This window comes from Chryseobacterium sp. JK1 (assembly GCF_050632815.1).
GTDB lineage: Bacteria > Bacteroidota > Bacteroidia > Flavobacteriales > Weeksellaceae > Chryseobacterium.
This window is the reverse complement of the sequence record NZ_JBODRU010000002.1, coordinates 333,742-357,107: the sequence shown is the minus strand read 5'-3', so window position 1 is coordinate 357,107 and position 23,366 is coordinate 333,742. Positions and strand designations below refer to the sequence as shown.

The 23,366-nt window shown below is 37.0% G+C and carries 20 protein-coding genes; 15 read left to right on the top strand and 5 right to left on the bottom strand.

The annotated features are described in order from the left end of the window. Window positions 1-5: 5 nt before the first annotated feature. Entirely contained in the window at window positions 6-563 is a 558-nt protein-coding gene (locus ACQ76T_RS14650) for an SPOR domain-containing protein (protein ID WP_431344039.1), read from the bottom strand. Between the two features lie 184 nt (window positions 564-747). Between ACQ76T_RS14650 and ACQ76T_RS14645 the strand changes: the two genes are divergently transcribed. From ACQ76T_RS14645 to ACQ76T_RS14620, 6 genes are read left to right on the top strand one after another with little or no spacing between them, the layout of a single operon-like run. After that, window positions 748-2,106, top strand: a complete 1,359-nt coding sequence (locus ACQ76T_RS14645) for a c-type cytochrome (RefSeq protein WP_431344038.1) — start codon at window positions 748-750, stop codon at window positions 2,104-2,106. 23 nt (window positions 2,107-2,129) lie between these two features. Further along, window positions 2,130-5,195, top strand: a complete 3,066-nt coding sequence (locus ACQ76T_RS14640) for a TAT-variant-translocated molybdopterin oxidoreductase (protein ID WP_431344037.1) — start codon at window positions 2,130-2,132, stop codon at window positions 5,193-5,195. A 25-nt stretch (window positions 5,196-5,220) separates the two neighbouring features. Beyond that, window positions 5,221-6,618, top strand: a complete 1,398-nt coding sequence (gene nrfD, locus ACQ76T_RS14635; RefSeq protein ID WP_047380200.1) for an NrfD/PsrC family molybdoenzyme membrane anchor subunit — start codon at window positions 5,221-5,223, stop codon at window positions 6,616-6,618. Further along, the gene (locus ACQ76T_RS14630; protein WP_047376185.1) at window positions 6,605-7,126 is read left to right on the top strand and encodes a DUF3341 domain-containing protein; all 522 of its coding nucleotides are present in this window, start codon (window positions 6,605-6,607) and stop codon (window positions 7,124-7,126) included. The genes nrfD and ACQ76T_RS14630 overlap by 14 nt, the downstream gene beginning before the upstream one ends. Before the next feature lies 1 nt (window position 7,127). Next, window positions 7,128-7,814 carry a c-type cytochrome gene (locus ACQ76T_RS14625; RefSeq protein ID WP_431344036.1) on the top strand — a complete coding sequence of 229 codons (687 nt, stop codon included), beginning with the start codon at window positions 7,128-7,130 and terminating at the stop codon, window positions 7,812-7,814. A gap of 8 nt (window positions 7,815-7,822) precedes the next feature. Continuing rightward, on the top strand, window positions 7,823-9,154 hold the full coding sequence (locus ACQ76T_RS14620; protein ID WP_103247875.1) for a quinol:cytochrome C oxidoreductase: 1,332 nt from the start codon (window positions 7,823-7,825) through the stop codon (window positions 9,152-9,154). 140 nt (window positions 9,155-9,294) lie between these two features. Here ACQ76T_RS14620 and ACQ76T_RS14615 read toward each other — a convergent pair whose 3' ends face one another. Then, a complete protein-coding gene (locus ACQ76T_RS14615) occupies window positions 9,295-10,371 on the bottom strand; it encodes a hypothetical protein (RefSeq protein ID WP_431344035.1) in 1,077 nt (358 codons plus the stop codon). Between the two features lie 94 nt (window positions 10,372-10,465). Then, complete coding sequence (locus ACQ76T_RS14610; protein ID WP_431344034.1) at window positions 10,466-11,293, bottom strand: GT-D fold domain-containing glycosyltransferase; 828 nt, start codon at window positions 11,291-11,293, stop codon at window positions 10,466-10,468. Between the two features lie 380 nt (window positions 11,294-11,673). Between ACQ76T_RS14610 and ACQ76T_RS14605 the strand changes: the two genes are divergently transcribed. From ACQ76T_RS14605 to ypfJ, 7 genes are all read left to right on the top strand, one after another. After that, window positions 11,674-12,690 (top strand): hypothetical protein, encoded by a 1,017-nt coding sequence (locus ACQ76T_RS14605; RefSeq protein WP_431344033.1) that lies wholly within the window; start codon window positions 11,674-11,676, stop codon window positions 12,688-12,690. A 50-nt stretch (window positions 12,691-12,740) separates the two neighbouring features. Further along, window positions 12,741-13,940, top strand: a complete 1,200-nt coding sequence (locus ACQ76T_RS14600; RefSeq protein ID WP_431344032.1) for a hypothetical protein — start codon at window positions 12,741-12,743, stop codon at window positions 13,938-13,940. After that, window positions 13,941-14,477, top strand: a complete 537-nt coding sequence (locus ACQ76T_RS14595; protein ID WP_431344031.1) for an adenine phosphoribosyltransferase — start codon at window positions 13,941-13,943, stop codon at window positions 14,475-14,477. A gap of 203 nt (window positions 14,478-14,680) precedes the next feature. After that, window positions 14,681-15,388: a tetratricopeptide repeat protein gene (locus tag ACQ76T_RS14590; RefSeq protein ID WP_431344030.1), complete on the top strand. Its 708-nt coding sequence runs from the start codon at window positions 14,681-14,683 to the stop codon at window positions 15,386-15,388. 3 nt (window positions 15,389-15,391) lie between these two features. Further along, window positions 15,392-15,910: a 6,7-dimethyl-8-ribityllumazine synthase gene (ribH, locus tag ACQ76T_RS14585; protein WP_431344029.1), complete on the top strand. Its 519-nt coding sequence runs from the start codon at window positions 15,392-15,394 to the stop codon at window positions 15,908-15,910. 240 nt (window positions 15,911-16,150) lie between these two features. Continuing rightward, on the top strand, window positions 16,151-18,232 hold the full coding sequence (locus ACQ76T_RS14580) for an LTA synthase family protein (RefSeq protein ID WP_431344389.1): 2,082 nt from the start codon (window positions 16,151-16,153) through the stop codon (window positions 18,230-18,232). Window positions 18,233-18,511: 279 nt separating this feature from the next. After that, window positions 18,512-19,375 (top strand): KPN_02809 family neutral zinc metallopeptidase, encoded by an 864-nt coding sequence (gene ypfJ, locus ACQ76T_RS14575; protein ID WP_431344028.1) that lies wholly within the window; start codon window positions 18,512-18,514, stop codon window positions 19,373-19,375. Window positions 19,376-19,450: 75 nt separating this feature from the next. Here the strand turns inward: ypfJ and ACQ76T_RS14570 are convergent, their stop codons facing one another. Both ACQ76T_RS14570 and ACQ76T_RS14565 read right to left on the bottom strand, forming a co-directional pair. After that, complete coding sequence (locus ACQ76T_RS14570; protein ID WP_431344027.1) at window positions 19,451-20,299, bottom strand: GLPGLI family protein; 849 nt, start codon at window positions 20,297-20,299, stop codon at window positions 19,451-19,453. 15 nt (window positions 20,300-20,314) lie between these two features. Then, window positions 20,315-21,262 carry a GLPGLI family protein gene (locus ACQ76T_RS14565; protein ID WP_431344026.1) on the bottom strand — a complete coding sequence of 316 codons (948 nt, stop codon included), beginning with the start codon at window positions 21,260-21,262 and terminating at the stop codon, window positions 20,315-20,317. A 214-nt stretch (window positions 21,263-21,476) separates the two neighbouring features. Here ACQ76T_RS14565 and ACQ76T_RS14560 point away from each other — a divergent pair, with 214 nt between their 5' ends. Continuing rightward, complete coding sequence (locus ACQ76T_RS14560; RefSeq protein ID WP_027372006.1) at window positions 21,477-21,806, top strand: HesB/IscA family protein; 330 nt, start codon at window positions 21,477-21,479, stop codon at window positions 21,804-21,806. An 83-nt stretch (window positions 21,807-21,889) separates the two neighbouring features. Continuing rightward, complete coding sequence (sufB, locus tag ACQ76T_RS14555; protein WP_431344025.1) at window positions 21,890-23,338, top strand: Fe-S cluster assembly protein SufB; 1,449 nt, start codon at window positions 21,890-21,892, stop codon at window positions 23,336-23,338. The last annotated feature ends 28 nt before the right edge of the window (window positions 23,339-23,366 follow it).

The following is a 23,366-nucleotide window of genomic DNA, read 5'->3' as shown; positions in this document are numbered from 1 at the left end:
TTCTATTACTTAGCTTCTGCACAGAAAATTCTATACTGTACAGTAGTTGCAGATTTAAAGTATTCTCTGATCTTTGCAATATCGCTTGCCGCACTTTGCTTAGTGAAATAACTTCCTGCCAAAATCTTATAATTAGGTCGCAAAGAAGCATCTGTTTCTACCTTCAGATTAGGAAATCTTTTTCTGAAATACGACTTCACCTCGTTCGCTTCTTCGTTACTTTTTACCGTTGTAATTTGAATTTTAAATCCTAAAATTCTTGGATTTTTTTTACAAATTTCAGCGTTCGTAAGCTCTCTGTTGGGAACAAAGATTTTGTTCGGTTTTGTAATTGTTCCAGTAGAAATTCCACTATCAATACTATTGATATCTTTAGAGGAATTATTAGTAACAACTTTAGAACACTTTCCTTCAATTCCTTCCAAAGCAGCATTTATTTTGGAATCCATGGTCATGACAAGCTCTGTCCCTGAAAGAGTATCTTTTTTAACAACCTGCTGTGCATCAATACTATAAAAAGTAAATAATGATAATATCGAAAATATTTTAATCAAATTTCTCATTTAAACTTGTTTGCGCAAATTTATACAAATTAAAAAACTATACCAAACTAGTTATTTAGAATCAATACAAATTAAACGTAAATGATATTTTCCCTTTTCGATATACCGTTAAATTCCTGTTAAAAATATTATTTTTGCGGAATTGATTGAATGTTCAATAATTTACTAACATAAGATAATTTAAATGATTAGTTGGAGAAAGCATTATAAAAAAACGTTGATCGCAATAGGTTTATTGCTATCAACCAGTGCTTCATTTTACGGGCAAGACGGCGATCCTAAAAACGGAGAGAAACTTTTCAAAGCGAATTGTACTGCATGTCACGCGCTGGACAAACAAGTTGTTGGACCTCCATTAAAAGGGGTTGTAGAACGAGTAAAGACAGAAGGTGGTGTAGACAAAGATTGGCTTCACAAGTGGATCAAAGACAATAAAGCTCTTAGGGCTTCTGGGGACAAATACGCCAATGAGATTTTTGAAAAGTTTAACAAGACTGAAATGCAGGTCTTTCCAAATCTTACAGATAAGGATATTGACGACATTTTAGCTTTCACTACTAATCCTCCGGCTCCGGAAGAGAAAAAACCGGAAGCTACTCCTGCAACTGACGCAGCTGCGGCAGCTCCTGCAGACAAAACTACTACAAACGTTGTAATCATTTCACTTTTAGCGATTGCAGGTTTATTAGTTTGGATCTTAATTAAACTAAGACAATTAGTGACATTAGGCCAATCTGAAGAACTGGCAGGTCTTAACGAGACCAGAGTTCGTTCGTTCAGGGAAATGTATGAGAAGTTCCACTATGTAGGTAAAGCTTTACTGGCTATCTTAGCTATTCTGGCAGCATATGGAGTATGGAACTGGTTAATGTGGATCGGTGTTTACAAAGGTTATAAGCCTGAGCAGCCTATCTACTTCTCTCACAAAATCCACGCTGGAGAACAGAAAATTGACTGTCAGTTATGTCACTCTAGTGCTAAATACGGAAAAGTATCTGAAATTCCTTCTATGAACGTTTGTATGAACTGTCACAGAACAATTTCTGAATACAACAAAGATCACTACATGGAGCCAGGAAAAGACAAGGCATTCTATGACGGAGAAATCCAGAAGATCTACGCAGCAACAGGTTGGGATCCTGCTAAACAACAGTACACAGGAAAAACACAACCGGTTGAATGGACAAGAATCCACAACATGCCAGACTTCGTTTACTTCAATCACTCTCAGCACGTAATTGCTGGTGAACAAGCGATCATCAATTCTTTCAACAAAAAGAATCCTAACAACAAAATTGATGTTGTATGTAAAGCTTGCCACGGAAAAATTGATACAATGAACGTTGTTCAAATGGCTAATGACTTTACGATGGGATGGTGTATCGAGTGTCACAGAACGACTGAGATCGATATGAACAACGGTTATAATAAAGAGTACTTCAAAAATCTACACGACAAGTTGAAAAAACAATATCCACAAGATGGAGGTAAGATCACTGTAGATGCAATTGGAGGTCTTGAGTGTGGTAAATGTCATTATTAATAACTAAAAAATTAGAAGTATAAATGGCTTCAAACAAAATACAATTCAGAAGTATTCATGAACTTAAAGACCCAGCTTTAAATGGAAAGCTGGCTCTTAAAGAGTTCCAGGAAGAAATTCCGGTAGAAGATTTCCTTGGAGATGCTGAACAGAATGGTTCCAGTACTTCAAGAAGAGATTTCTTAAAATTACTAGGATTCTCTACAGCAGCGGTAACTCTTGCTGCTTGTGAAGCTCCGGTAATTAAAACGATTCCTTATGTGGTAAAGCCACACGATATTATTCCAGGAGTTCCTAATTATTACGCTTCAACATATTTTGACGGTTTCGATTTCGCTAGCGTTTTAGTAAAAACCCGTGAAGGTAGACCAATCAAAATTGATCCAAACCCAGCAGCAGGTGATTTAGGAAAAACAAATGCAAGAGCTCAGGCAAGTGTACTTTCTCTTTATGATAATGATAAAGTAAAACAACCGAAATTAGACGGAAAAGATGAAACTTTCGACAAAGTAGACAGTTTTGTTCTTAAAGGTCTTGAGGAAGCTAAAGCGTCAGGCAAAAAGATTGTTCTTTTATCACACTCTTTTGCTTCACCAACTTTCAAAAAGCTATTTGCAGAATTCAAAGCTAAATATCCTACAGCAGAATTAGTAACTTATGATGCTTTCCCTTACTCTGCGTCTCTAGATGCAGCTCAGGAAGTATTCGGACAAAGAGCATTACCGGTATACGACCTTAAAGGTTCTGAATTGGTAGTTGCTTTCCAGGCTGATTTCTTAGGAGACTATAATGCATCAAGTTTAGAAACTTCTTACGCAGCAGCGAGAAAGCCAGGTCCAAACATGTTGAGACACATCCAAGTGGAATCTAACATGTCATTAACCGGTGCGAATGCTGACTCAAGATACAGATTAAAGCCAAGTGCAGTAAACAAAACTTTAGTTGAAGTTTACAATGCAATCGTAGGTGGTGGTACTACTGATAAAACTGCTACTGAAATTGCTAACGAACTTAGAGCGAAAGGAAGCAAAGCTGTTGTTTTAGCTGACGGTTCCAAAGGAGCACAGGTTTTAGCACACTTAATCAACCAAAAATTAAATTCAGTTGCTTTCACAGGTAAAGCGAACTTCTTAAAAGAATTTGATAAAGCAAGATACCAGGAATTCTTAGGATGGGTAAACGCAGGTCAGGTTGGCGTATTAATCACCAACAATGTAGACCCTATCTACTCTCATCCAAAAGGAGAAGATTTCAAAAAGTCTTTAACTAAAGTTCCTTACGTAGTTGCTGTAGCAGATAAGAAAAACGAAATGTACAAAGCAGCGAAAGCTGTAATTCCGGTAGCTAACTGGCTAGAGTCTTGGGGAGATATCGAACCACAGACTGGAGTATATTCATTAATGCAGCCTACGATCCAGAAGATCTACAAATCAAGACAGATTGAAGAGTCTTTATTGGTTTGGAAAAATGGTAAAAATAATGCGGCTAACAATTACTACGATTATTTAAAATCTAGTGCAGGTTCTATCTTAGGAGCGACTTCTTTCAACAAAGCGTTATATAATGGTATCAATACCTCCAATAATGCAACAGCTTTATCTTATGCAGGAGGAAATGCTGCACAGGCAATTGCTGAATTAGGAAACTTCAAAGCTTCAGAATTAGAATTGGTATTATATACTAAGACTTCTATGGGAGACGGTACTCAGGCAAACAACCCTTGGTTGCAGGAATTACCAGATCCATTAACAAGAATGTCTTGGGATAACTACTTAACAATTTCTCCTAAAGATGCAGAGAAATTTGCAATCGACAACGATCTTAACGCGAGAATGCAGTTGGATGGTTCTATTGTAAACCTTACTGTAAACGGAGTAACAATAAAAGATGTTCCGGTATTTATTCAACCTGGTCAGGCAGAAGGATCTGTAGGTCTTGCGCTTGGTTATGGTAAGAAAAATTCTGGGGCAACTGCTGATACGGGAGTAAATGCTTATCCTCTATTTGACGGTTCTAACCTTGTTGTTTCAGGTGTTAAAATTGAAAAAACAGGAGAAGATCACGAATTCGCAGGTATCCAGCTTCAAAATACATTGATGGGTCGTTACGAAATCGCTAAGGAAGTTCCTTTGGCAGATTTCATTGGAGTAGCTTTTGATGATGAGCACAAAGGATGGAACAAGCCTTTGGAATACCACACAATCAGTGGAGCTCTTCCAGCAAGAAAAATTGACCTTTGGGATGCATTTGATGATACAGATGGACCTCACTTCAACTTATCTATCGACTTGAACTCTTGTACAGGTTGTGGTGCTTGTGTAATCGCTTGCCAGGCAGAAAACAACGTACCTGTAGTAGGTAAAGAAGAGGTAAGAATGTCTAGAGATATGTATTGGTTAAGAATTGACCGTTACTACTCTTCAACTCAAAAAGTAGAAGTTTACGAAGGATTAAAAGAAGGAATGGCTGTTCCTGAATTGTACGGAACTGCATTCGGTGGTGAAGGAGCATTAAACAATCCTGCTGAGAATCCAGACGTAATCTTCCAGCCAGTAATGTGTCAGCACTGTAACCACGCTCCTTGTGAAACTGTATGTCCGGTAGCGGCTACTTCACACGGTAAGCAAGGTCAAAACCATATGGCTTACAACAGATGTATCGGTACTAGATATTGTGCAAACAACTGTCCGTACAAAGTAAGACGTTTCAACTGGTTTACTTATAACCTAAATGACAAGTTCGATTTCAACATGAACAACGATTTAGGAAGAATGGTACTTAACCCAGATGTAGTTGTAAGAACTAGAGGGGTAATGGAGAAATGTTCAATGTGTATCCAAGAAACTCAAGCTACTATTTTAGCAGCTAAGAGAGACAACAGAAAAGTAACAGATGCAGAGTTCAAAAACTCTTGTGCTTGTGCGGCTGCTTGTTCTACGGGAGCAATGACATTCGGAGACATGAATGATAAAGAGTCTGAAGTTAGAGATTTATATTCTAGCAACAGAAGATATTATTTACTAGAGGAGATCGGAACAAAACCAAACGTGTTCTATCATACTAAAGTAAGAAACAGAGTAGAAAAATAAAGTTTAAATAATAAATAGGTAAAAAATGTCAGGACATTACGAAGCTCCGATAAGGGAACCTCTAATTATTGGTCACAAAACTTATCACGATATCACAGAAGATATTGCACGACCTATCGAAGAAAGAGCAGGTAAATTATGGTGGATCTCATTATATGCTGCACTAGTTCTATTCCTCTATGGATTCGGCTGTATCGCTTACACAATCGGGACAGGTATTGGAGCATGGGGGCTTAACAGAACTATTAACTGGGGTTGGGATATTACCAACTTCGTATGGTGGGTAGGTATCGGTCACGCCGGGACCCTAATCTCAGCAGTATTATTATTATTTAGACAGAGATGGAGAATGTCTGTAAACAGATCTGCAGAGGCGATGACGATCTTTGCGGTTGTACAGGCAGCAATCTTCCCTGTAATTCACATGGGTAGAGTTTGGGTTGGATACTGGGTATTCCCTTTACCAAACCAATTCGGTTCTCTTTGGGGGAACTTCAACTCTCCCCTACTTTGGGACGTATTTGCGATCTCTACGTATTTCTCAGTATCAACTGTATTCTGGTTCATGGGATTGATCCCTGACTTTGCAATGATCAGAGATAGAGCTAAAACTCCTTGGACTAAGAAAATTTATACATTCCTAGCATTCGGTTGGGGTGGTAAAGCAAAACACTGGCAAAGATTCGAAGAACTTTCTTTGGTTCTTGCAGGGTTAGCAACTCCACTTGTATTCTCAGTACACACAACCGTATCTTTTGACTTCGCGACTTCAGTAATTAAAGGATGGCACTCTACGATCTATCCTCCTTACTTCGTTGCAGGAGCAATCTTCTCAGGATTTGCGATGGTACAAACACTATTGCTAATCGCTAGAAAAGTTTGTCACTTAGAAGAATACATTACAATGTATCATATCGAAATTATGAACATCGTAATCGTTCTTACAGGTGGTATGGTAACAGTAGCTTATGCAACTGAATATTTCATCGGATGGTACTCTGGATCTAGATTTGAAGATTTTACATATCTTTCTCCAGGTGCTGCTGTAGGACCTTACTGGTGGGCATTCTGGTCATTGATCATCTGTAACCTTGTGGTTCCTGCTTCTTTCTGGTTCAAAAGACTTAGAACGAACATTATCTGGACATTCATTGTTGCATTAATCATCAACATCGGTATGTGGTTTGAGCGTTTTGATATCATCGTTATCAACCTTTCTAGAGACTACTTACCAGGATCTTGGACAATGTTTAAGCCAACGATCATTGATGTGGGTGTATACTTAGGAACTATCGGATTCTTCTCTGTATTATTCTTATTATACGCAAGAACGTTCCCTGTAATTGCACAGGCTGAATTAAAATCGATTTTGAAAATCTCAGGTGAAACTTATAAAGCAAAAGAAGGAGATGAGCACCACTAAAATTGTATACGGACTTTATGCTGACGACGACGATTTAATGAACGGCGTTAAAGCATTCAACGATAAAGGAATCGCAATAAACGAGGTTTACACTCCGTTTCCGGTTCACGGACTAGACAAAGCTTTAGGGTTAAAGAAAACTAGAATTTCTGATGCCGCATTCTTATATGCTCTTTATGGTGTTACTATTGGTGCTACTGTAACTTGGTATGTAATGAATCATGACTGGCCTCAAAATATTGGTGGTAAACCAGCTTTCGACTGGGCACACAATATGCCGGCATTCGTAGTTCCTATGTTCGAATTAATGGTATTCTGCGCTGCTCACATGATGTCTTTAACCTTCTTGGTTAGAAACAAAATGTATCCAGGAGCTCCAGCTCAGAACCCAGATCCAAGAACTACTGATGATAAATTCATGATGGAATTTGTAACTGAAGATGTAGAATCTGTAAAACAGTTGCTTATTGAAACTGGAGTTGAAGAAATAACTGTTAAAGACGCTTAAAATGAAAAAGAATGTATTAAAAATTACAGCAGTTTTAGGTTTAACAACAGTTTTACTTAACTCTTGCGGACCAAAGGAGAACACTCCTTTGGTATATTTCCCGGACATGTATTTTCCGGTAGCTTATGATCCATTGATGAAAGCTCAGGACGCTTATTCAGATCATGAAAATGAAATTCCTGCTTTTGTTAAAAATAATGGTGCAACAGGTCTTTCTCCAGTAGAAGGATCCGTTCCTCAAAATAAAGACGGTGTTTTTGAAGAAAGCTTATTACCTAAGAATGTTGACCAGTACAACGCAGGGTATGATGCTTCTAAAAAACTTACAGTATCTCCTCTGAACCCTGCTAATGCAGCTAAGGATCTTGAAAGAGGAAAAATATTGTTCGATCATACTTGTGCGGCATGCCACGGAACAGGAGGTGATGGACAAGGACCTATTGTACAGAGTGGAGCATTCTCCGGAGTGCCAAACTATGCTGACAGAGAAATTACTGTAGGATCTGTTCATTATGTATTAACAAACGGTAGAAACGCGATGGGATCTTATGCAGGACAACTAAACGCTGGTGACAGATGGAGAGTTGCAATGTATGTGATGAGCGCTTTCAAAAAAGGAGCAGCAGCACCAGCGGCAGCAGCTACTACTGAAGCAAAACCTGAAACTACTACTGAAACTAAAAAATAAGAAAAGAAATGTATAGTTTTTCACCAAAATTAAAATCAACTTCTTTAATACTTCTTGTTGCAGGTTTAGTGCTATTTGGTATTGGTTTCTTTATGAACAAAGGAATCTCTACTGAGAAGATTGAACAAATGATGGAAGCTGTTCATGCTTCCGGTCATAATGCACCTACTCACTCAAGTGAAATGATAGGACCTCAAGATCATGCTGCTCACCTGGAGCACGCTACTCTACAGATCCACAATCAGCCTCTAGCGGCAATACATTTTGTAGCTGTATTTTTCTTCGGAGTAAGTTGTGCTGTATTATTCTTCTATTGTATTCAGCACGCTGCACATGCAGGTTGGCCAATTATTATTACAAGAGTAATGGAAGCTATCGCTTCTTATATTCCATACGGAGGAGCTATTTTGATCATCTTAATGCTTTTAAATATCTTCCACCAAGGACACCTTTTCCACTGGATGGATCCGGATTTGACAGATCCTAACTCTGCTCATTTCGATGTGATCTTATTCGAAAAGAAAAGATTCCTGAATATTCCTTTCTATGCAATCAGAACGTTCATCTATGTACTAGGTGCTTCTTTCTTCGCTTGGAAACTTAAGGCTCAGTCTAAAAAAGTAGACGAAACAAAATCTAAAGTAGAATACCAATTCCTTTACAGATGGGCAGTAGGATATATTGCTTTCTTCGGATTTGCTTCTGCAGCTTGGGCTTGGGACTGGTTGATGTCTATTGACCCTCACTGGTACTCTACAATGTATATCTGGTATTCAATGGTGAGCTGCCTTTCAAGTGGTATTGCTGTAATCATCTTACTAAGTGTATACCTTAAGAAAAACGGATTCCTTCCTCAGTTCAATGACAACCACTTGCATGATTTAGGAGTTTTCCTTTTCGCTACAAGTATGCTTTGGACATATACATGGTTCGCTCAGTTCATGCTTTATTGGTATGCGAACGTTCCGGAAGAGGTTAACTACTTCTTTGGAAGATTCCAACACTATGGTACAACATTCTTACCTATGTTGATCGTAAACTTCTTATTACCTTTATTGGTATTAGTAAGTAGCAGCATCAAGAGAAACTACAAAGTTGTTACAACAATGGCTGTAGTAGTTATCTTAGGACACATTTTGGATTATTTCAATATGGTAATGCCGGGAACGGTAGGACCTTACTGGAACACTCCGGAAGTATTCATCCTAATCTTGGGAGCTTTATTATTCGTTATCGGATTATTTATGTTCACTGTACTTTCAGCTCTGTCTAAACTGAAGTTGATCCCTACAGGAAACCCATTCTTACACGAATCTGAAATTTATGAGTATCCTTTCTAAGGACTTATAACAGAAATAAACAAAAAGACCAATCATAGGATTGGTCTTTTTTTATGAATGTATTTGGAAAAGAAATATCCCCTGAAAAGAAGAACTCTTCAGGGGATAATTTATATTGTTAATGAAGTTCTAAAATCATCTTATCGAACAAACCTTACCGTTCGGTGCTCAGCCTGCAAATAAACCATATCTCTCTTTCTAAGGCTTTCATTTAAATGTTCTATTATACTATCCGGAGTAAGATAATTCTGGAAGTATTGCAGTACATTGTCTCTCATTCTGCTGACTTCAGATTCAGGAATTTCAAAAAGACTGTTTAATATAGAATCCAAGTGTGTCAAATCATCAAAAATAATGGCATTCTCCCCATCAGTAAGATTGGGGTACATTACTTCTGCATATTCTTTTTGAATCAGTGGAATTGTACCAACCGACATCGCTTCAATTACATTATGACACAAAGGCATCACAACGCCGGGACAGCAAAAATAAAAATTGAAATGAGATAAGCTTTCTCTCACATCTTCCATGGGAAGTTCAAAGTTCTCTTTAATGGCAAAAGCATATTTCCCTTCCAGGCTCCTCTCTTCTATTGCTTTCAACATCTCAGACTTTCCGGGGAGAGCAACAAAATCCGGCTTACTTTTAAAATAACTGAGAAGTTCGGTTCTGGGAACTACAGAAAATTCGGTTCTCTTGATTTCAAGATATGCTTGAGAATCAAAATTACCATAGCAGAAAAGTGAATTTATTCTTTTTTTATGGATGTCAACCGGGCGGTCCCATATTCCATAATGATACATCAGGGGATGGAAGCTCATGGGGATATGAAAAGTATTTCGCGTTTGGTTGCCATTCTCAAAATAAGCAGAAAAGTAATCCGGGCTGAACATTTCATCTTTTAACTCGATATAGTTTTCGGGCTTATATTTTTTATTAACGATTAAAAAATTGTCTTCCCGAACGATCATTCCGAGGTATCTCTCTTTATTTCGAATATTTCTGAAAGTGGCAAAATCCATCGGGTAGTAAACGTTATACCCGGCAAGCTTATAGAATTTAAGCAATAGATAAAAAAAGCGATGGTAAAGAGTATGATTTCTTATACTAACCAACACTGCTTTGGGAGTTTCTTCAGGTTTGTTTTTCTTGATTGCTTCAAAAGCCAGAATGTCTTTGACAAGTCGGTCTGCCTGCTTCAGTCTTTTCTTAATCATAGTGTCTATTTGAAACAAAAATAATATTTTATTTCCTAAACAATTCAATTAATCTTACAATTGGGTCTTTGAATATACGTCAGGATAAGAAACTTTACATTTTCTTAATGATAGATTTTTCATATTTCTCTCTTTCACCCTCTGAAATTTCTACATTCTGCTGTTGGGTAGCTTCATTCACCAATCTTCCGGCAACGGGTGTTTTTTCCTGAGCATTCTGCAGATACCACATATATTCCAAATCGACATGTCCTATATCTACAGCCCAGATATTCTCTTTCGCCAAATCAAAAGACATGACTGTAGCTGTTGGCCCCAATGCAAGAAGAACCAATTTATCTTTACCATGAAACTTTATATCCGCAAGAATGTCATGATACATTGCAAAAGCATCTTTTGCCGGGCAAAGTATTCTCTGTAAAGATGTAACATCATCAAAAAGGTCATTCCCTACTCCTAATCTAGAATACTCTCCTTCTACAACTAGCACATCCTGGTTTTCCCAAATTCCTTTTAATTTTTTAAGAACATAGGGAATATGCTTTTTCGATTCATAGTCTAAATAAAAGCGGGTAATAAAAGCGTTAGAATATCTCTTCTGAGGATTGAGGTAATGAGAAATCTGCACTCCAATAGTGTTTATGAAATTGAGCCACCAAAATTTAACCCGCCAATTAAGATGATTGTTTAAAGAAAATGTTTCAGGGATCGCAATCAGGTGATTGGGTAAATCTGATGTTAAAACTTCGCGCAACCTGACGGTCATTTCTTCGCTCCCATTTTGAAAACCGATACCTGCAGTATTCAGAACCAGTCGAAACTCCCCATCTCCAAATCTGCTTATATTCTTTTTATGAATTGTAATGTCATCAATAGTTTCCGCCAGCGAATCTACTTTATAGAATGGAAAATTCTTTCTCAACTTTCGAGTGCTGAAAAAAAAACGGTAGTAATGGTATCTTTTTTTTAAACTATTCATTAAAATTCAAAAAATTAAGGAAAACAAAAGACCTATTGGCCTGTTGTATACGTTATACGTAGATAAAAGTACAATATTTTTCTAATTAACTCAAGATGAAACAATGATCTCAGCCAGATTCTTAATAATTGCTTCATTAAAAAAATTAAAACCCACAAAAAGTCCTTCCTAAAGATTTGTAACAAAATAAAATTATAAAAGACTGATTGCTAAATGATCAGAATCTTTTTAAGTGAGGATATGAATAAGGACTTTTGCTATACCTTTTCTCGTCATTATATCAAATTCTGTTTTAACAATATCAATCTAAACAAAATACTGCTATGAAAAGAACGTATCTGCTATACCTTATATTCTGTCTGATTTCAATCTTCTCGAATGCACAGACCATTACTTTCGTTTCTGAAAAGACAAGTAAGCCACTACCAAAAGTTTCAGTGTTTGGCAAAGACGGAAATATACTTGCCTTCTCTGATATTGAGGGAAAAATTGAAAAAAAAGCACTATCACCTTCTCAGGAGAAATTCCAGATTGTGTACAATAATTTTCCTGTAGCCAGTCTTTCTTACTCGGATATAAATAAAGAGGTCGTTACCATCAATGATCAGTTCAAGGAAATAGAAACAGTAGTTATTAAAAACACAAAACCGGCAAAATATATTCATGTAAAAGGAAACTTTAATGCTTATGTCACCATGAATAACAGACTGAACAGCTATACCGATGGAGTAATCACCTATGTTTTTGACAATAAAACAAAAAAACTGAAGAGTACCAATATTGAGCAGTACAGGATTTTTTATCTCGCAGATGCGCAAAATGAGAAGAAAAAAGTATCATCATGGGACACCAGCAGCTCGCTAAAGCTTCCTGCCCTTAAGTATGTGGGCATCCCTGAGGAATATAAAACAAAAAGAAATATCATAAAGGAATTAAAAGGAGACCAGAAAGACCAGATTGAGGTAACAGACGCTGTTCTTCAGCAAAAAGAGCTTTCCTTATTTGGTTTCAGGCTTTTCGATATCAAAACAATTCTTAATATGTCTTTTGAAAAAAACTCAGAAAAAAGTCTGAAAAATTTTCTGGAATATAATGAAGTCATGTACGTAAAGCTTAAACATAAAAGTGAACCTGAGTACAATCAGATTATTTCATACAACAACTTTTATCCCACAGAACTTAGTTTCAACAACGATAAAGGAAATGAAAAAGTAAAATTTGACAGAGATTACAGTAATTACCAAAGTCAATTCTGGAAAGACCCTTCATTTCCCAATATGCAGACTATATTCAGCAGCTTTTTCAAGGATGATCTGAAAGAAAAACAAAACAAAAAATAAAATCTACTATTAATAAAGGTTTTACTAAATTTGCAACAAACCCAATAAAAATGAAAAAGTTTTCTTTTCTACTTGTTTTCAGTCTGTTGCTTTTTACAGCATGTAAGAAAGATCATGTAGATGCTACGAATACTAAAACGCTGCAGTCAAGTATCAATGATATGACTTCCAGCTTACCTACCATTAAACAAATTAAGTTTAATGAAGCTCTTTACATCCTTAAGACATTTGGGGTAGAAGCCGACGGTGATGTAAATGAGCTAAAAGCTTTGGGACAGCTGATCAACGGAAAAAAAGTTCCTGAAATCATGACTCTGGCTGATGAAGTGGCACAAAAGAACGGAATAGAATGGGCAAGTACTGCCCCACCTTCACTCGGAGAAATGAATATCTTTGGTGATGATAAGGCTAAAGAAAGTGATCCAAATGATGTAAAAGCAGGATCCCTAAGCATTGTAGCTACGCCAACCGGTGATGACGGAACGGGAGCGCCAACAGCCATCCAAATTGTTCCAAGACTTGTAGATACAGCAGGAAAGCCCGTAGCATTCACAGGTGCCGGTCTTGAAGCTACTCTAGAAGTTTTCAGCAATGGAGTTCGTCTTGCTACAGCAAAAAACCTAATGCAGGATAATAACTTTAAAGGATTCAACCTAAAGTTCTCATCTATTCCTGCCGCGAAAGTAGTTGATAACAAAATTGACATAACAGTTTCTGTAAAAACAACAGCAAAGACATTCAAAATGTCAAAAATTGGACTTGATGTTAATGCGGCCGCTCTGAAAGTTCCTGCAGTTCCTAAAACAGATACAATTGCAGTAGATCAGCAACCAAGTGCTGTTATTGATCCAAACAATCCTACAGCAACACCTACAACTACAGAACCTGGTACAGCTGCACCAACAACTCCAGCAGCTCCTAAACAACCTGTTGCAGATCCCAAGAATACAGTTAACAAGTTTTTGAACAGTGTAAGCTCTCAGAATCTAAAAGCAGCATACGAAGTATCCAACAACCCAAGCTGGGGAAGCTATGAATCTTTCTCCAATCCAACATCTGGGTTTGGATCTGTGAAGAATGTAAGCGTAAAAAATATTACCACCAATGCTACCAATCCTAACGGAGCAAGTGTAAATGCCACTTACGATGTCACTGATAAAACAGGAAAAACAACTTCTTTAAAAGTAACATTCGGGCTTAAAAATGTAAACGGAGACTGGAAAATTTCCAGCTATAAAATAAATCCATAAATGGCTTCAACAGAACTGATCAAAAGACTAGAAGAAACGATTGAAAATATTCCTGATTTTCCCATTCCCGGAATACAGTTTAAGGATATTTCGCCCATCTTTTTAAATCCAAAACTTTACGAAGATGTCATTGCAGATCTTGTCGCTTTCAGTAAAGGCAAAGTAGATGCAGTATGCGGAATAGAAAGCCGGGGTTATCTTTTCGGAATCGCTATTGCTGTAGCTTTGGAAGTTCCCTTTATCCTAATCAGAAAAGCAGGAAAACTTCCTCCACCAGTAGTTTCAGAAAGCTATGATCTTGAATACGGAAGCGCCATTATCGAAACCAGAGAAGGACAAATAAGACCGGGACAAAGAATTCTGATTCACGACGATCTTTTAGCAACAGGGGGAACTACAGAAGCAGCAGCAAAACTGGTGGAAAAACAAGGGGCAACAGTTTCTCAATTCAGTTTTCTGATCGGTTTAAAAGGATTGAACGGAGATGAAAAACTAAAAAAATACAACGCAGAAGTTTATCATATCCTGGAATATTAAAAAAATCAATACGATACACTTCGGCTCTGTTCAGTAAGACAATATCTGCAAAAATGCAGTTTTAAAAATGTCATATTGAACAGAGCCGAAGCTTTTTTACATCAAACAACAACAAATTCTCAACATTTACATAATAATACCGATAAAGTATTTTGTAAATCATTCAGAAACAATTAAATTTGCATTTCAATTTTTAAAAACTTATGGCAAAATTGGGAAAGAGTGCTCAGAACGAGCAAGAAGGTAAAGAAACGGTTGAGTTCTTTAAAGACCTTGACAGAGAGGCTTTAAACACTGAAAGATTCATTGAAAAATATTCAAAACCTCTAGGTCTTGTATTTGGTGTTTTACTTTTAGGAGTTTTAGGATTCTTTGCTTACAAGCAGTTTGTAATTGCACCTCAAAATACGGAAGCTGTGAAAAGTTTCCTTGCTGCTCAGAAAAACCTTGCTGAAGGTAAAGATAAAGAAGCATTAGGCGGAAAATCTGCAGCTAATCCTGGTTTCATTGGTACAGCCAACGAATATTCTTCTACTGAAGTGGGTAAACTTTCTGCTTACAATGCAGGTTTATTGAAGTTCAAAGAAGGAAAGTTTCAGGAAGCTTACGATTTATTAGATAAATTCTCCTCTAAAAACAAGACTTTAATGGCAATGAAATATGGTGCTATGGCTGATGCAAAGTCAGGACTTAACAAGAATGACGAAGCTTTATCTTTACTAGACCAGGCTTCTACAGCATCAGATGATCCTTATACAGCTTACTATTTCACAAGAAAAGCAGGTCTTGTTGCTTTAGGATTAAACAAAAAAGCAGAAGCTAAAAAGTACTTCTCTTCAATTGACGAGAAATATCAGGATTATGACAACGGAATGTCTGATTCTTACATTGAAATGACTAAATATTATTAAAAAATGGCAACAGTTAATCTTTCCGATTACAAGCCACTTCATATAACGAATGCCGAAGATTTTTCTATCGGCATTGTTTTTTCTGAGTGGAATGATTTTGTAACGTACAATCTTCGTGATGCAGCTTTGGAAATTCTTGAAAAAGAAGGAGTAAAGCCTGAAAACATTAAACTTTTTCCTGTTCCGGGAGCTTTTGAATTGAACTATGCTAGTATGCAGCTTTGCAAAGAGAGAAAATATGATGCAGTGATTGCTATCGGGTGCGTAATCCGTGGAGAAACACCACACTTCGACTATGTTTGTTCTGCTGTAGCACAGGGAATCAAAGACTGTAATATTATGACCGATACGCCAACGATCTTCTGTGTGTTAACAGATGATACGAAAGAGCAGTCTGTCGCAAGAAGCGGTGGAGACCTTGGAAACAAAGGGGTTGAAGCAGCTGTTACAGCTTTAAGAATGATTGATTTTAAAAAGAATTTATCTGATAAGAAAGGAAACATCGGATTCGGTCACTCCTAAACTTTTATCAATTTTAATCATACAAAAAGGTTGTCTCACTTCTGGGGCAGCCTTTTTTCTGATCAATGCCCAGATAATGTCATTACCCACATAAAGAAAACCAAAATTCAGAACTATGAACTTCTGATCACTCTTAAAGATTCATAAAATTTCATTATAACGCCTGATGTTTTTACTTTTTCCCACTAAAAGTTGTATACAACAACTATCTTTGTGAAAACCAATATAGACAGTAAATACATGTTTTTAAGAAAAATAAAACCGTTCCTATATTTAGGAGTTTTCTATCTTATTATATCATTGATAATAAGAACAGTATTCTTTTTTCATCCTATTACTACCGCTAGTTTTGGATTTTTCGAAGTGATAAAAGTCTTGCTGGTAGGCCTTGTGAATGATATTTTTGTTTTCATCCTGGCCAGTTCCATCCTTGCTCTTTATTTTCTGTTTCTTTCCAATTCAAAATATAAGAAACCCTACGGATATATCATTTTCGGAGCCCTAGTGCTGTTTTTTCTATATATCTGGTTGATTCCCAATAATATTTTCAAGCAGTACGGAGGTTCTGTTACAGAAGTTGCCTTAGTTTTTGTAGGAATGAAAACACTATTCTTCGGGTTGATGCTTTTTCTTCCTACCCAGAGAATCAAAATTCGAAACAGTCTCTATTTCATCACATTACTCATCTATGTTCTGGTTATTATTTTCAATGGAGTAAGTGAATATTTCTTTTATAATGAATTCGGAGTACGATATAATTTCATTGCCGTAGATTACCTGATCTATACCAATGAAGTAATCGGGAATATTATGGAAAGCTACCCGGTTATTCCTTTATTCTCCGGCATCATGATTGTAACGCTTACCATTACATGGTTTATTTATAAAAAAACAAAAGATGAGTTGCTGGAGTTACCGGACTTCAAACAAAAAATGGTATTACTCGCATCGTTTATTATTCTTTGTACAATCAGTACATTCACATTGCCCTCTTTAATGGAAATCAAGTCGGATAATGTTTTTGCGGACGAAATTGAAGCCAACGGACTTCCCAAGTTTTACTGGGCTTTCACTCACAATGAGCTTGATTATTTTCAATTTTACTCACAGCTTGACCAAAAGCAGGCAGAAAAGAACTTCCTAAGCCAGTATCCGCAACATACTTTATCAAGAAATATTGTAGCAGAACAGCCGGAGGTAAAGAAAAATGTTGTGCTGATTTCTATTGAAAGTCTTTCTGCAGATTTCATGGAACATTATGGAAATACCCAGAAAATAACACCATTCCTTGATAGCCTGGCAGACAAATCTCTTATGTTGACCAATCTTTATGCAACAGGAAACAGAACCGTAAGAGGTCTTGAAGCATTAACACTTTGTATTCCACCTACCGCAGGAGAAAGTATTATCAAAAGAAATGACAATAAAAATAAATTCACAACCGGAAGTGTTTTCAAATCCAAAGGATATGATGTGAAATTCTTATACGGTGGATATAGCTACTTCGACAATATGCAGGACTTCTTTGCAGGAAATGGCTATGGAATTGTAGACAGAAATAACTTTAAACCTGAAGAAATCACATTTGCCAATGTTTGGGGGGTTGCCGATGAAGATATGGCCAGAAAAGCCATTCAGGTGATGAATACAGAAGCAAAATCCGGAAAACCTTTCTTCAATCATTGGATGACGGTTTCCAACCACAGACCATTCACTTATCCTGATGGAAGAATAGATATCCCGGGAACCGCAAAATCGCGTGAAGGAGGGGTAAAATACACGGACTATTCTCTTAAGCTGTTCTTTGATATGGCTAAGAAGCAGGACTGGTATAAAAATACCGTTTTTGTGATCATTGCAGACCATTGCGCATCGAGTGCCGGAAAAACGGAACTTCCAATGGACAAATACAGAATCCCTGCCCTAATATTTTCTGAAGGATTTATTCAGCCGCAGAAGTTTGATGGGCTGATGTCACAAATTGATGTGATGCCTACCCTATTCGGACTATTGAATTTCAGTTATCAGTCAAAATTCTTAGGTCAGGATGTTCTTAAAAATGAATTCCAACCTAAGGCATATATTGCAACTTATCAGGATTTAGGTTTTGTAAAAGATAACCGCCTTACGATCATTTCTCCGGTAAAGAAGGTAAAACAATATTCTTTAGAACTGGAAAAAAGCACTTTAAGTCCAGAATTTAAGCTTTATTACAATGAAAAATTGCTGAAAAATACAGATCAAAAATTGGTAGACGATGCTATTTCAGCATATCAGTCAACCTCTTATTGGTTAAAAACAAAGCAACTTAACAGAAAATAGCATTTTCAGTCAATAAGCAAAAAGATAATACAAGTTTATACTTTCAAATATGAGGTATAAACTTTACTTACCAGGAGGATTATTTATGATCCTCCTTTTTTATTTATGTCTCAAATCACAAAAGCTTGCCATTATTATTAATACTCAAGTTTTCACTCCTTTCAGGAAAAGCATCATTACCTGAAACATATCAAAGGCAAAACAAACTTCTTCCTGTGATAACATTTTAACCGTTATAAACTTAAATTTTATAAATTTACGACACAAAAATATATTAGTATGAAATGGACAGACGACAGAGGCGGTAACGTTGATGATCGCCGTGGCTCCGGAGGCGGAGGTGGCGGTATGATCGTAGGCGGCGGACTCGGTACTTTAATTATAGCAGCAATCGTTTTCTTTTTGGGAGGAGATCCTTCAGGAATTCTGAACTCAGGCAGTATGCAATCTTCCGGAAACTCTGGTGAAAGAAGAGAACTTACCGCTAACGAAAAACAGATCGGAGAAATGATTGAAATGCTGGATGCCTGGAATTCTCAAACCTGGAATCAGGTGTTCGAAGAAAATAAGATGACTTACACAGATCCTAAAATTGTTCTTTTTGAAAATAATACAAACTCTGCATGCGGTCCCGCACAATCTGCAATGGGTCCATTTTATTGCCCTGCAGATCAAAAGGTTTACATGGATATGAGTTTCTTCAACGAATTACAGCAAAGATTCGGAGCTAAAGTTACAGAATTTACTGTAGCTTATGTCTTGGCTCATGAAGTTGGCCACCATGTACAGACGCTTTTAGGAACCACGCAAAAAGTAGATGCTTTACGAAGAAGTGGAAAATATTCTGAAGCAGAGATGAACCGTGTATCGGTTGCCACAGAACTTCAGGCAGATTTTTATGCAGGAGTTTGGGCTAAAAGAACGGATGAAAGTAAACACATTCTTGAACCGGGAGATATTCAGTCTGCGATAGATGCTGCACAGGCAGTAGGAGACGATAATATCCAGAAAAGGGCACAGGGATATGTTAATCAGGAAAGCTTTACCCATGGTTCATCAGCACAGCGTAAAGAATGGTTTATGAAAGGATACAATACCGGAGATATCAGACAAGGTGATACTTTCAATGAGCTTTTAAGATAATTCAACGGTAAAACCTAAACATAGGTAATATGACATAAAAAAACGGCTGTCTCAAATGAGACAGCCGTTTTTAATTTATTGCAATTCAATAGGATTAGAATTTTTCTTTGCTTCTTCTTTTACCCTTTCTTCCATTCTTTTTCTCATATCAGCAGGATCTTGGTTTCCACCGCCAGGGCCTCTTCCGCCACCACCTATTCTCATTGGAGCACTAATACCGCCCCCTTGAGTCATGAACGACATTGGATCAGCCTTAAACTTCTGCTGCTGTTTCAAATAATCGGTTCTTTTTACTTTTAAAGTATTTCCGAACTGATTCAAAGTAGGAAGTTCCGCAATCTTATAGTTTTTCATCAGATCAAAAGAATAGTCTCCTTTATCATCTTCCACTTTTACAATAAGCCCGGGAAGACCTCCAAATTTATATGGCCCATCCTGATAAGGAAGATCTGTAGTGAACCAAGCCGTCCATTTTCTTCCGGCAAAGTCCGTTTCTGCTTTCTGAACTTTATACTCTCCTATTTTTCTTGTTTCCGAAGAAATTTTCCAGTTGATGGGTCTATCTTCTTCATAAGAGTAAATGTCTCTTCCTATTCTGTCTTTAAAGTACGTTTTTTGATTGGTTTTATCTTTTTCTACAGAATAGTTGATGTTGGTTCTTAAACTCTCCATCTGATCTCTGTTGAAACTTCCTCTTCCGCCACCTCCTTGAAAAGCCTTCTGCATAATAGAGTCTCTCTTGATTCTGTTTTCGGAATAAAACAAAGATTTCTCAGAAGAAATATCCAGATAAGCATTTTCAGTCTTGATATCTGTTTTATTTTCGGCATCCGGTTTCATGGTAACCTGATACACAAACCGGTTTGTTTGTGCAGCAACGTTTTGTATAAAAATCGCAAGAGCGATAATTCCTAATTTTTTCATTTATATGGTCTTTATTTAATTCAACTCAATAGGATTCTGAACCCCTGTACTCTTAAAAGAAGCATTATCCATACCAGAACCGGAAGGTTGCATAGGAATACTATTGCCTTCACCGCCCATTCCTCTGTGCATTCCACCGCCTGAACGGCCACCCCCTCTCATTCCGCCACCGCCGTTCATACCTCCTTGATGTCTTCCTCCTCCAAAATTCATAGCTTCTCCTCCATTATTTCCTGCTATAGACTTTCGATTTTTACCAAATTCAAGTTCTAAAGCCGCTTTATCGCCATGAAAATTAATTCTTGTGCTTAATTTCGCATCCGAACTTATAGGTTCTTCAAAAGCGTTCTTAACTATGATTTTCTTTACAAGATCAAACTTATAATCCCCTTTGTCATCTTCCAGCTTAACAATCAGACCCGGCAAACCGGAAAATTTATAAGGCCCATCCGAAACGGGAATATCCTTTGTAAACCAAGCTGTCCATTCTCTTCCTCCAAAATTGGCAACTGCCTTTTGAGCAGTATAACCGTTCTGCTTTTCGATATTGTTTGAAATCTCCCAGTGCAGAGGTCTATCTTCCTGATAATAAATCTGCTTACCGGCTGCCCGGTCATGGTAATACACTTTCTGCTCCGGAATATTTTTGGTGATAAAGTACTCAAAAAAAGTAGGTTCCATATGTTTTCGCCCTTCTGATTTTGAGAATTCTTTTTCCTCTTTTTTTTGAGTTTCTTTCGCTTCAGGTTTGAAGGACGTGAAAAGAGAATCCCTTATCAATTTATTTTCACTGATGAATAAAGAACGGTCTTTGTTTATATCCAAAAAAGTCCGCTCGCTTTTCATACTTACCAGATTGATTGAATCCGGATTAACCATAGTTTCATAAATATATCTTGTAGTCTGTCCATAAGACGTTATTATGATAAACAATGCAAAAAAGCCAAGTAATTTTTGTGTCATTGCCAATTTTCTTTATAGATAAAAAAGATGATTTAAAGTTAAATCAAACTTAAAGATTCTCAGTGAGATCGGCAAAAAACAGTATAATTTTAATATTTGTTATATTTTTTAAATAATCTATTAAGATCAGAATCATTAAAATAGATATCTTCGATTTGAGATTGCGGAAATTAGTTTGTACTTTTGCATCATTAAATCATTCTAAATAAATACAATGATAAAAGTATCAGACTATGCAAAGGAAAAGGCCATTCAGTTGATGACTGAAGATGGTTTTAACCCTGCTGAAGATTATATAAGAGTGGGGGTGAAAAGCGGCGGATGCTCTGGTTTAGAGTACGTTTTAAAGTTTGACAACCAAAAAACAGACACAGATCAGATTTTTGAAGATAATAATATCAAAATTATTATCGACAAAAAATCCATCCTTTATTTAGCAGGAACAACTCTTGAGTATTCGGGAGGATTGAACGGAAAAGGGTTTGTTTTTAACAACCCGAATGCATCCAGAACTTGTGGATGCGGGGAATCATTTAGTCTTTAGAGAAAAGACATTAGATCCTAGATTTCAGACCTCAGAGCTACTCTGAATTCTGAAATCTACCATCTGAAATCTAAAAAATAATAATGAGTAAATATACAGAAGACGATTTAAGAGTCGATCTAGAAAATAAAAAATATGAATTCGGTTGGGAAACGAAGATTGATTATGAAGATTTTCCGATCGGTTTAAATGAGGATATCATCCGTGCTATCTCTGCTAAAAAAGAAGAGCCGGAATGGATGACTGAATGGCGTTTGGAATCTTTCAAAATCTGGCAGAAAATGGTGGAACCTGATTGGGCGAACATCAAATATGAAAAGCCGGATTTTCAGGCAATCCGTTACTACGCAGCTCCAAAAGTAAAACCGGAATTGGCAAGCCTTGATGAGGTGGACCCGGAATTATTGAAAACTTTCGCAAAGCTAGGGATTAACATCGAAGAGCAAAAAAGGCTTTCTGGAGTCGCTGTAGATATCGTAATGGACTCAATTTCTGTGAAAACTACTTTCCAGGATACGTTGGCAGAAAAAGGAATTATTTTCTGTTCAATTTCTGAGGCTATTAAAAACCACCCTGATTTAGTAAGAAAATATCTCGGAAAAGTAGTTCCAAGAGGAGATAATTTCTATGCAGCACTGAACTCCGCAGTATTTTCTGACGGAAGTTTCTGCTATATTCCTAAAGGAGTAAAATGTCCTATGGAACTTTCCACTTATTTCCGTATCAACCAGGCAGGAACAGGACAGTTTGAAAGAACTCTTCTTGTAGCTGATGAAGGAAGTTATGTTTCTTATCTTGAAGGTTGTACAGCTCCATCAAGAGACGAGAACCAGCTTCACGCAGCGGTTGTGGAACTTATTGCATTAGACAATGCAGAAATTAAATATTCTACGGTTCAGAACTGGTATCCTGGTAATGAAGAAGGTAAAGGAGGGGTATTCAACTTTGTAACGAAAAGAGGTCTTTGTGAAAGAAATGCAAAAATCTCCTGGACACAGGTTGAAACAGGTTCTGCAGTAACATGGAAATATCCGTCTTGTATTCTTAAAGGAGACAATTCTGTTGGAGAGTTCTACTCTATCGCAGTTACCAATAACCACCAGTATGCAGATACCGGAACAAAAATGATCCACATTGGAAAAAATACCAAATCAACGATCATTTCAAAAGGTATTTCTGCAGGAAAGTCTCAAAACTCATACAGAGGATTGGTAAAAGTAATGCCTTCTGCAAAAGGAGCGAGAAACTTCTCTCAGTGTGATTCTTTATTGATGGGTAATGAATGTGGAGCGCACACGTTCCCATATATTGAAATCAAAGATCCTACCGCACAGCTGGAGCACGAAGCAACCACTTCAAAAATTGGAGAAGATCAGATTTTCTATTGTAACCAAAGAGGTATTGATACAGAAAGAGCAATTGCCCTGATTGTAAACGGATTCAGTAAAGAGGTTCTGAATAAACTTCCAATGGAGTTTGCTATTGAAGCTCAAAAGCTACTGGAAATTTCGTTAGAAGGTTCAGTTGGATAATCCCAAAGATCTTTCAGATAAAAGCAAA

Coding starts and splice junctions, on each gene's coding strand:
- ACQ76T_RS14650 (WP_431344039.1), bottom strand. CDS start 563: ATGAGAAATTTGATTAAAATATTTTCGATATTATCATTATTTACTTTT.
- ACQ76T_RS14560 (WP_027372006.1), top strand. CDS start 21,477: ATGATAAAAGTATCAGACTATGCAAAGGAAAAGGCCATTCAGTTGATG.
- ACQ76T_RS14565 (WP_431344026.1), bottom strand. CDS start 21,262: ATGACACAAAAATTACTTGGCTTTTTTGCATTGTTTATCATAATAACG.
- ACQ76T_RS14625 (WP_431344036.1), top strand. CDS start 7,128: ATGAAAAAGAATGTATTAAAAATTACAGCAGTTTTAGGTTTAACAACA.
- ribH (WP_431344029.1), top strand. CDS start 15,392: ATGGCAACAGTTAATCTTTCCGATTACAAGCCACTTCATATAACGAAT.
- ypfJ (WP_431344028.1), top strand. CDS start 18,512: ATGAAATGGACAGACGACAGAGGCGGTAACGTTGATGATCGCCGTGGC.
- ACQ76T_RS14580 (WP_431344389.1), top strand. CDS start 16,151: ATGTTTTTAAGAAAAATAAAACCGTTCCTATATTTAGGAGTTTTCTAT.
- ACQ76T_RS14570 (WP_431344027.1), bottom strand. CDS start 20,299: ATGAAAAAATTAGGAATTATCGCTCTTGCGATTTTTATACAAAACGTT.
- ACQ76T_RS14630 (WP_047376185.1), top strand. CDS start 6,605: ATGAGCACCACTAAAATTGTATACGGACTTTATGCTGACGACGACGAT.
- ACQ76T_RS14640 (WP_431344037.1), top strand. CDS start 2,130: ATGGCTTCAAACAAAATACAATTCAGAAGTATTCATGAACTTAAAGAC.
- ACQ76T_RS14645 (WP_431344038.1), top strand. CDS start 748: ATGATTAGTTGGAGAAAGCATTATAAAAAAACGTTGATCGCAATAGGT.
- ACQ76T_RS14615 (WP_431344035.1), bottom strand. CDS start 10,371: ATGATTAAGAAAAGACTGAAGCAGGCAGACCGACTTGTCAAAGACATT.
- ACQ76T_RS14595 (WP_431344031.1), top strand. CDS start 13,941: ATGGCTTCAACAGAACTGATCAAAAGACTAGAAGAAACGATTGAAAAT.
- ACQ76T_RS14600 (WP_431344032.1), top strand. CDS start 12,741: ATGAAAAAGTTTTCTTTTCTACTTGTTTTCAGTCTGTTGCTTTTTACA.
- ACQ76T_RS14590 (WP_431344030.1), top strand. CDS start 14,681: ATGGCAAAATTGGGAAAGAGTGCTCAGAACGAGCAAGAAGGTAAAGAA.
- sufB (WP_431344025.1), top strand. CDS start 21,890: ATGAGTAAATATACAGAAGACGATTTAAGAGTCGATCTAGAAAATAAA.
- ACQ76T_RS14605 (WP_431344033.1), top strand. CDS start 11,674: ATGAAAAGAACGTATCTGCTATACCTTATATTCTGTCTGATTTCAATC.
- ACQ76T_RS14620 (WP_103247875.1), top strand. CDS start 7,823: ATGTATAGTTTTTCACCAAAATTAAAATCAACTTCTTTAATACTTCTT.
- nrfD (WP_047380200.1), top strand. CDS start 5,221: ATGTCAGGACATTACGAAGCTCCGATAAGGGAACCTCTAATTATTGGT.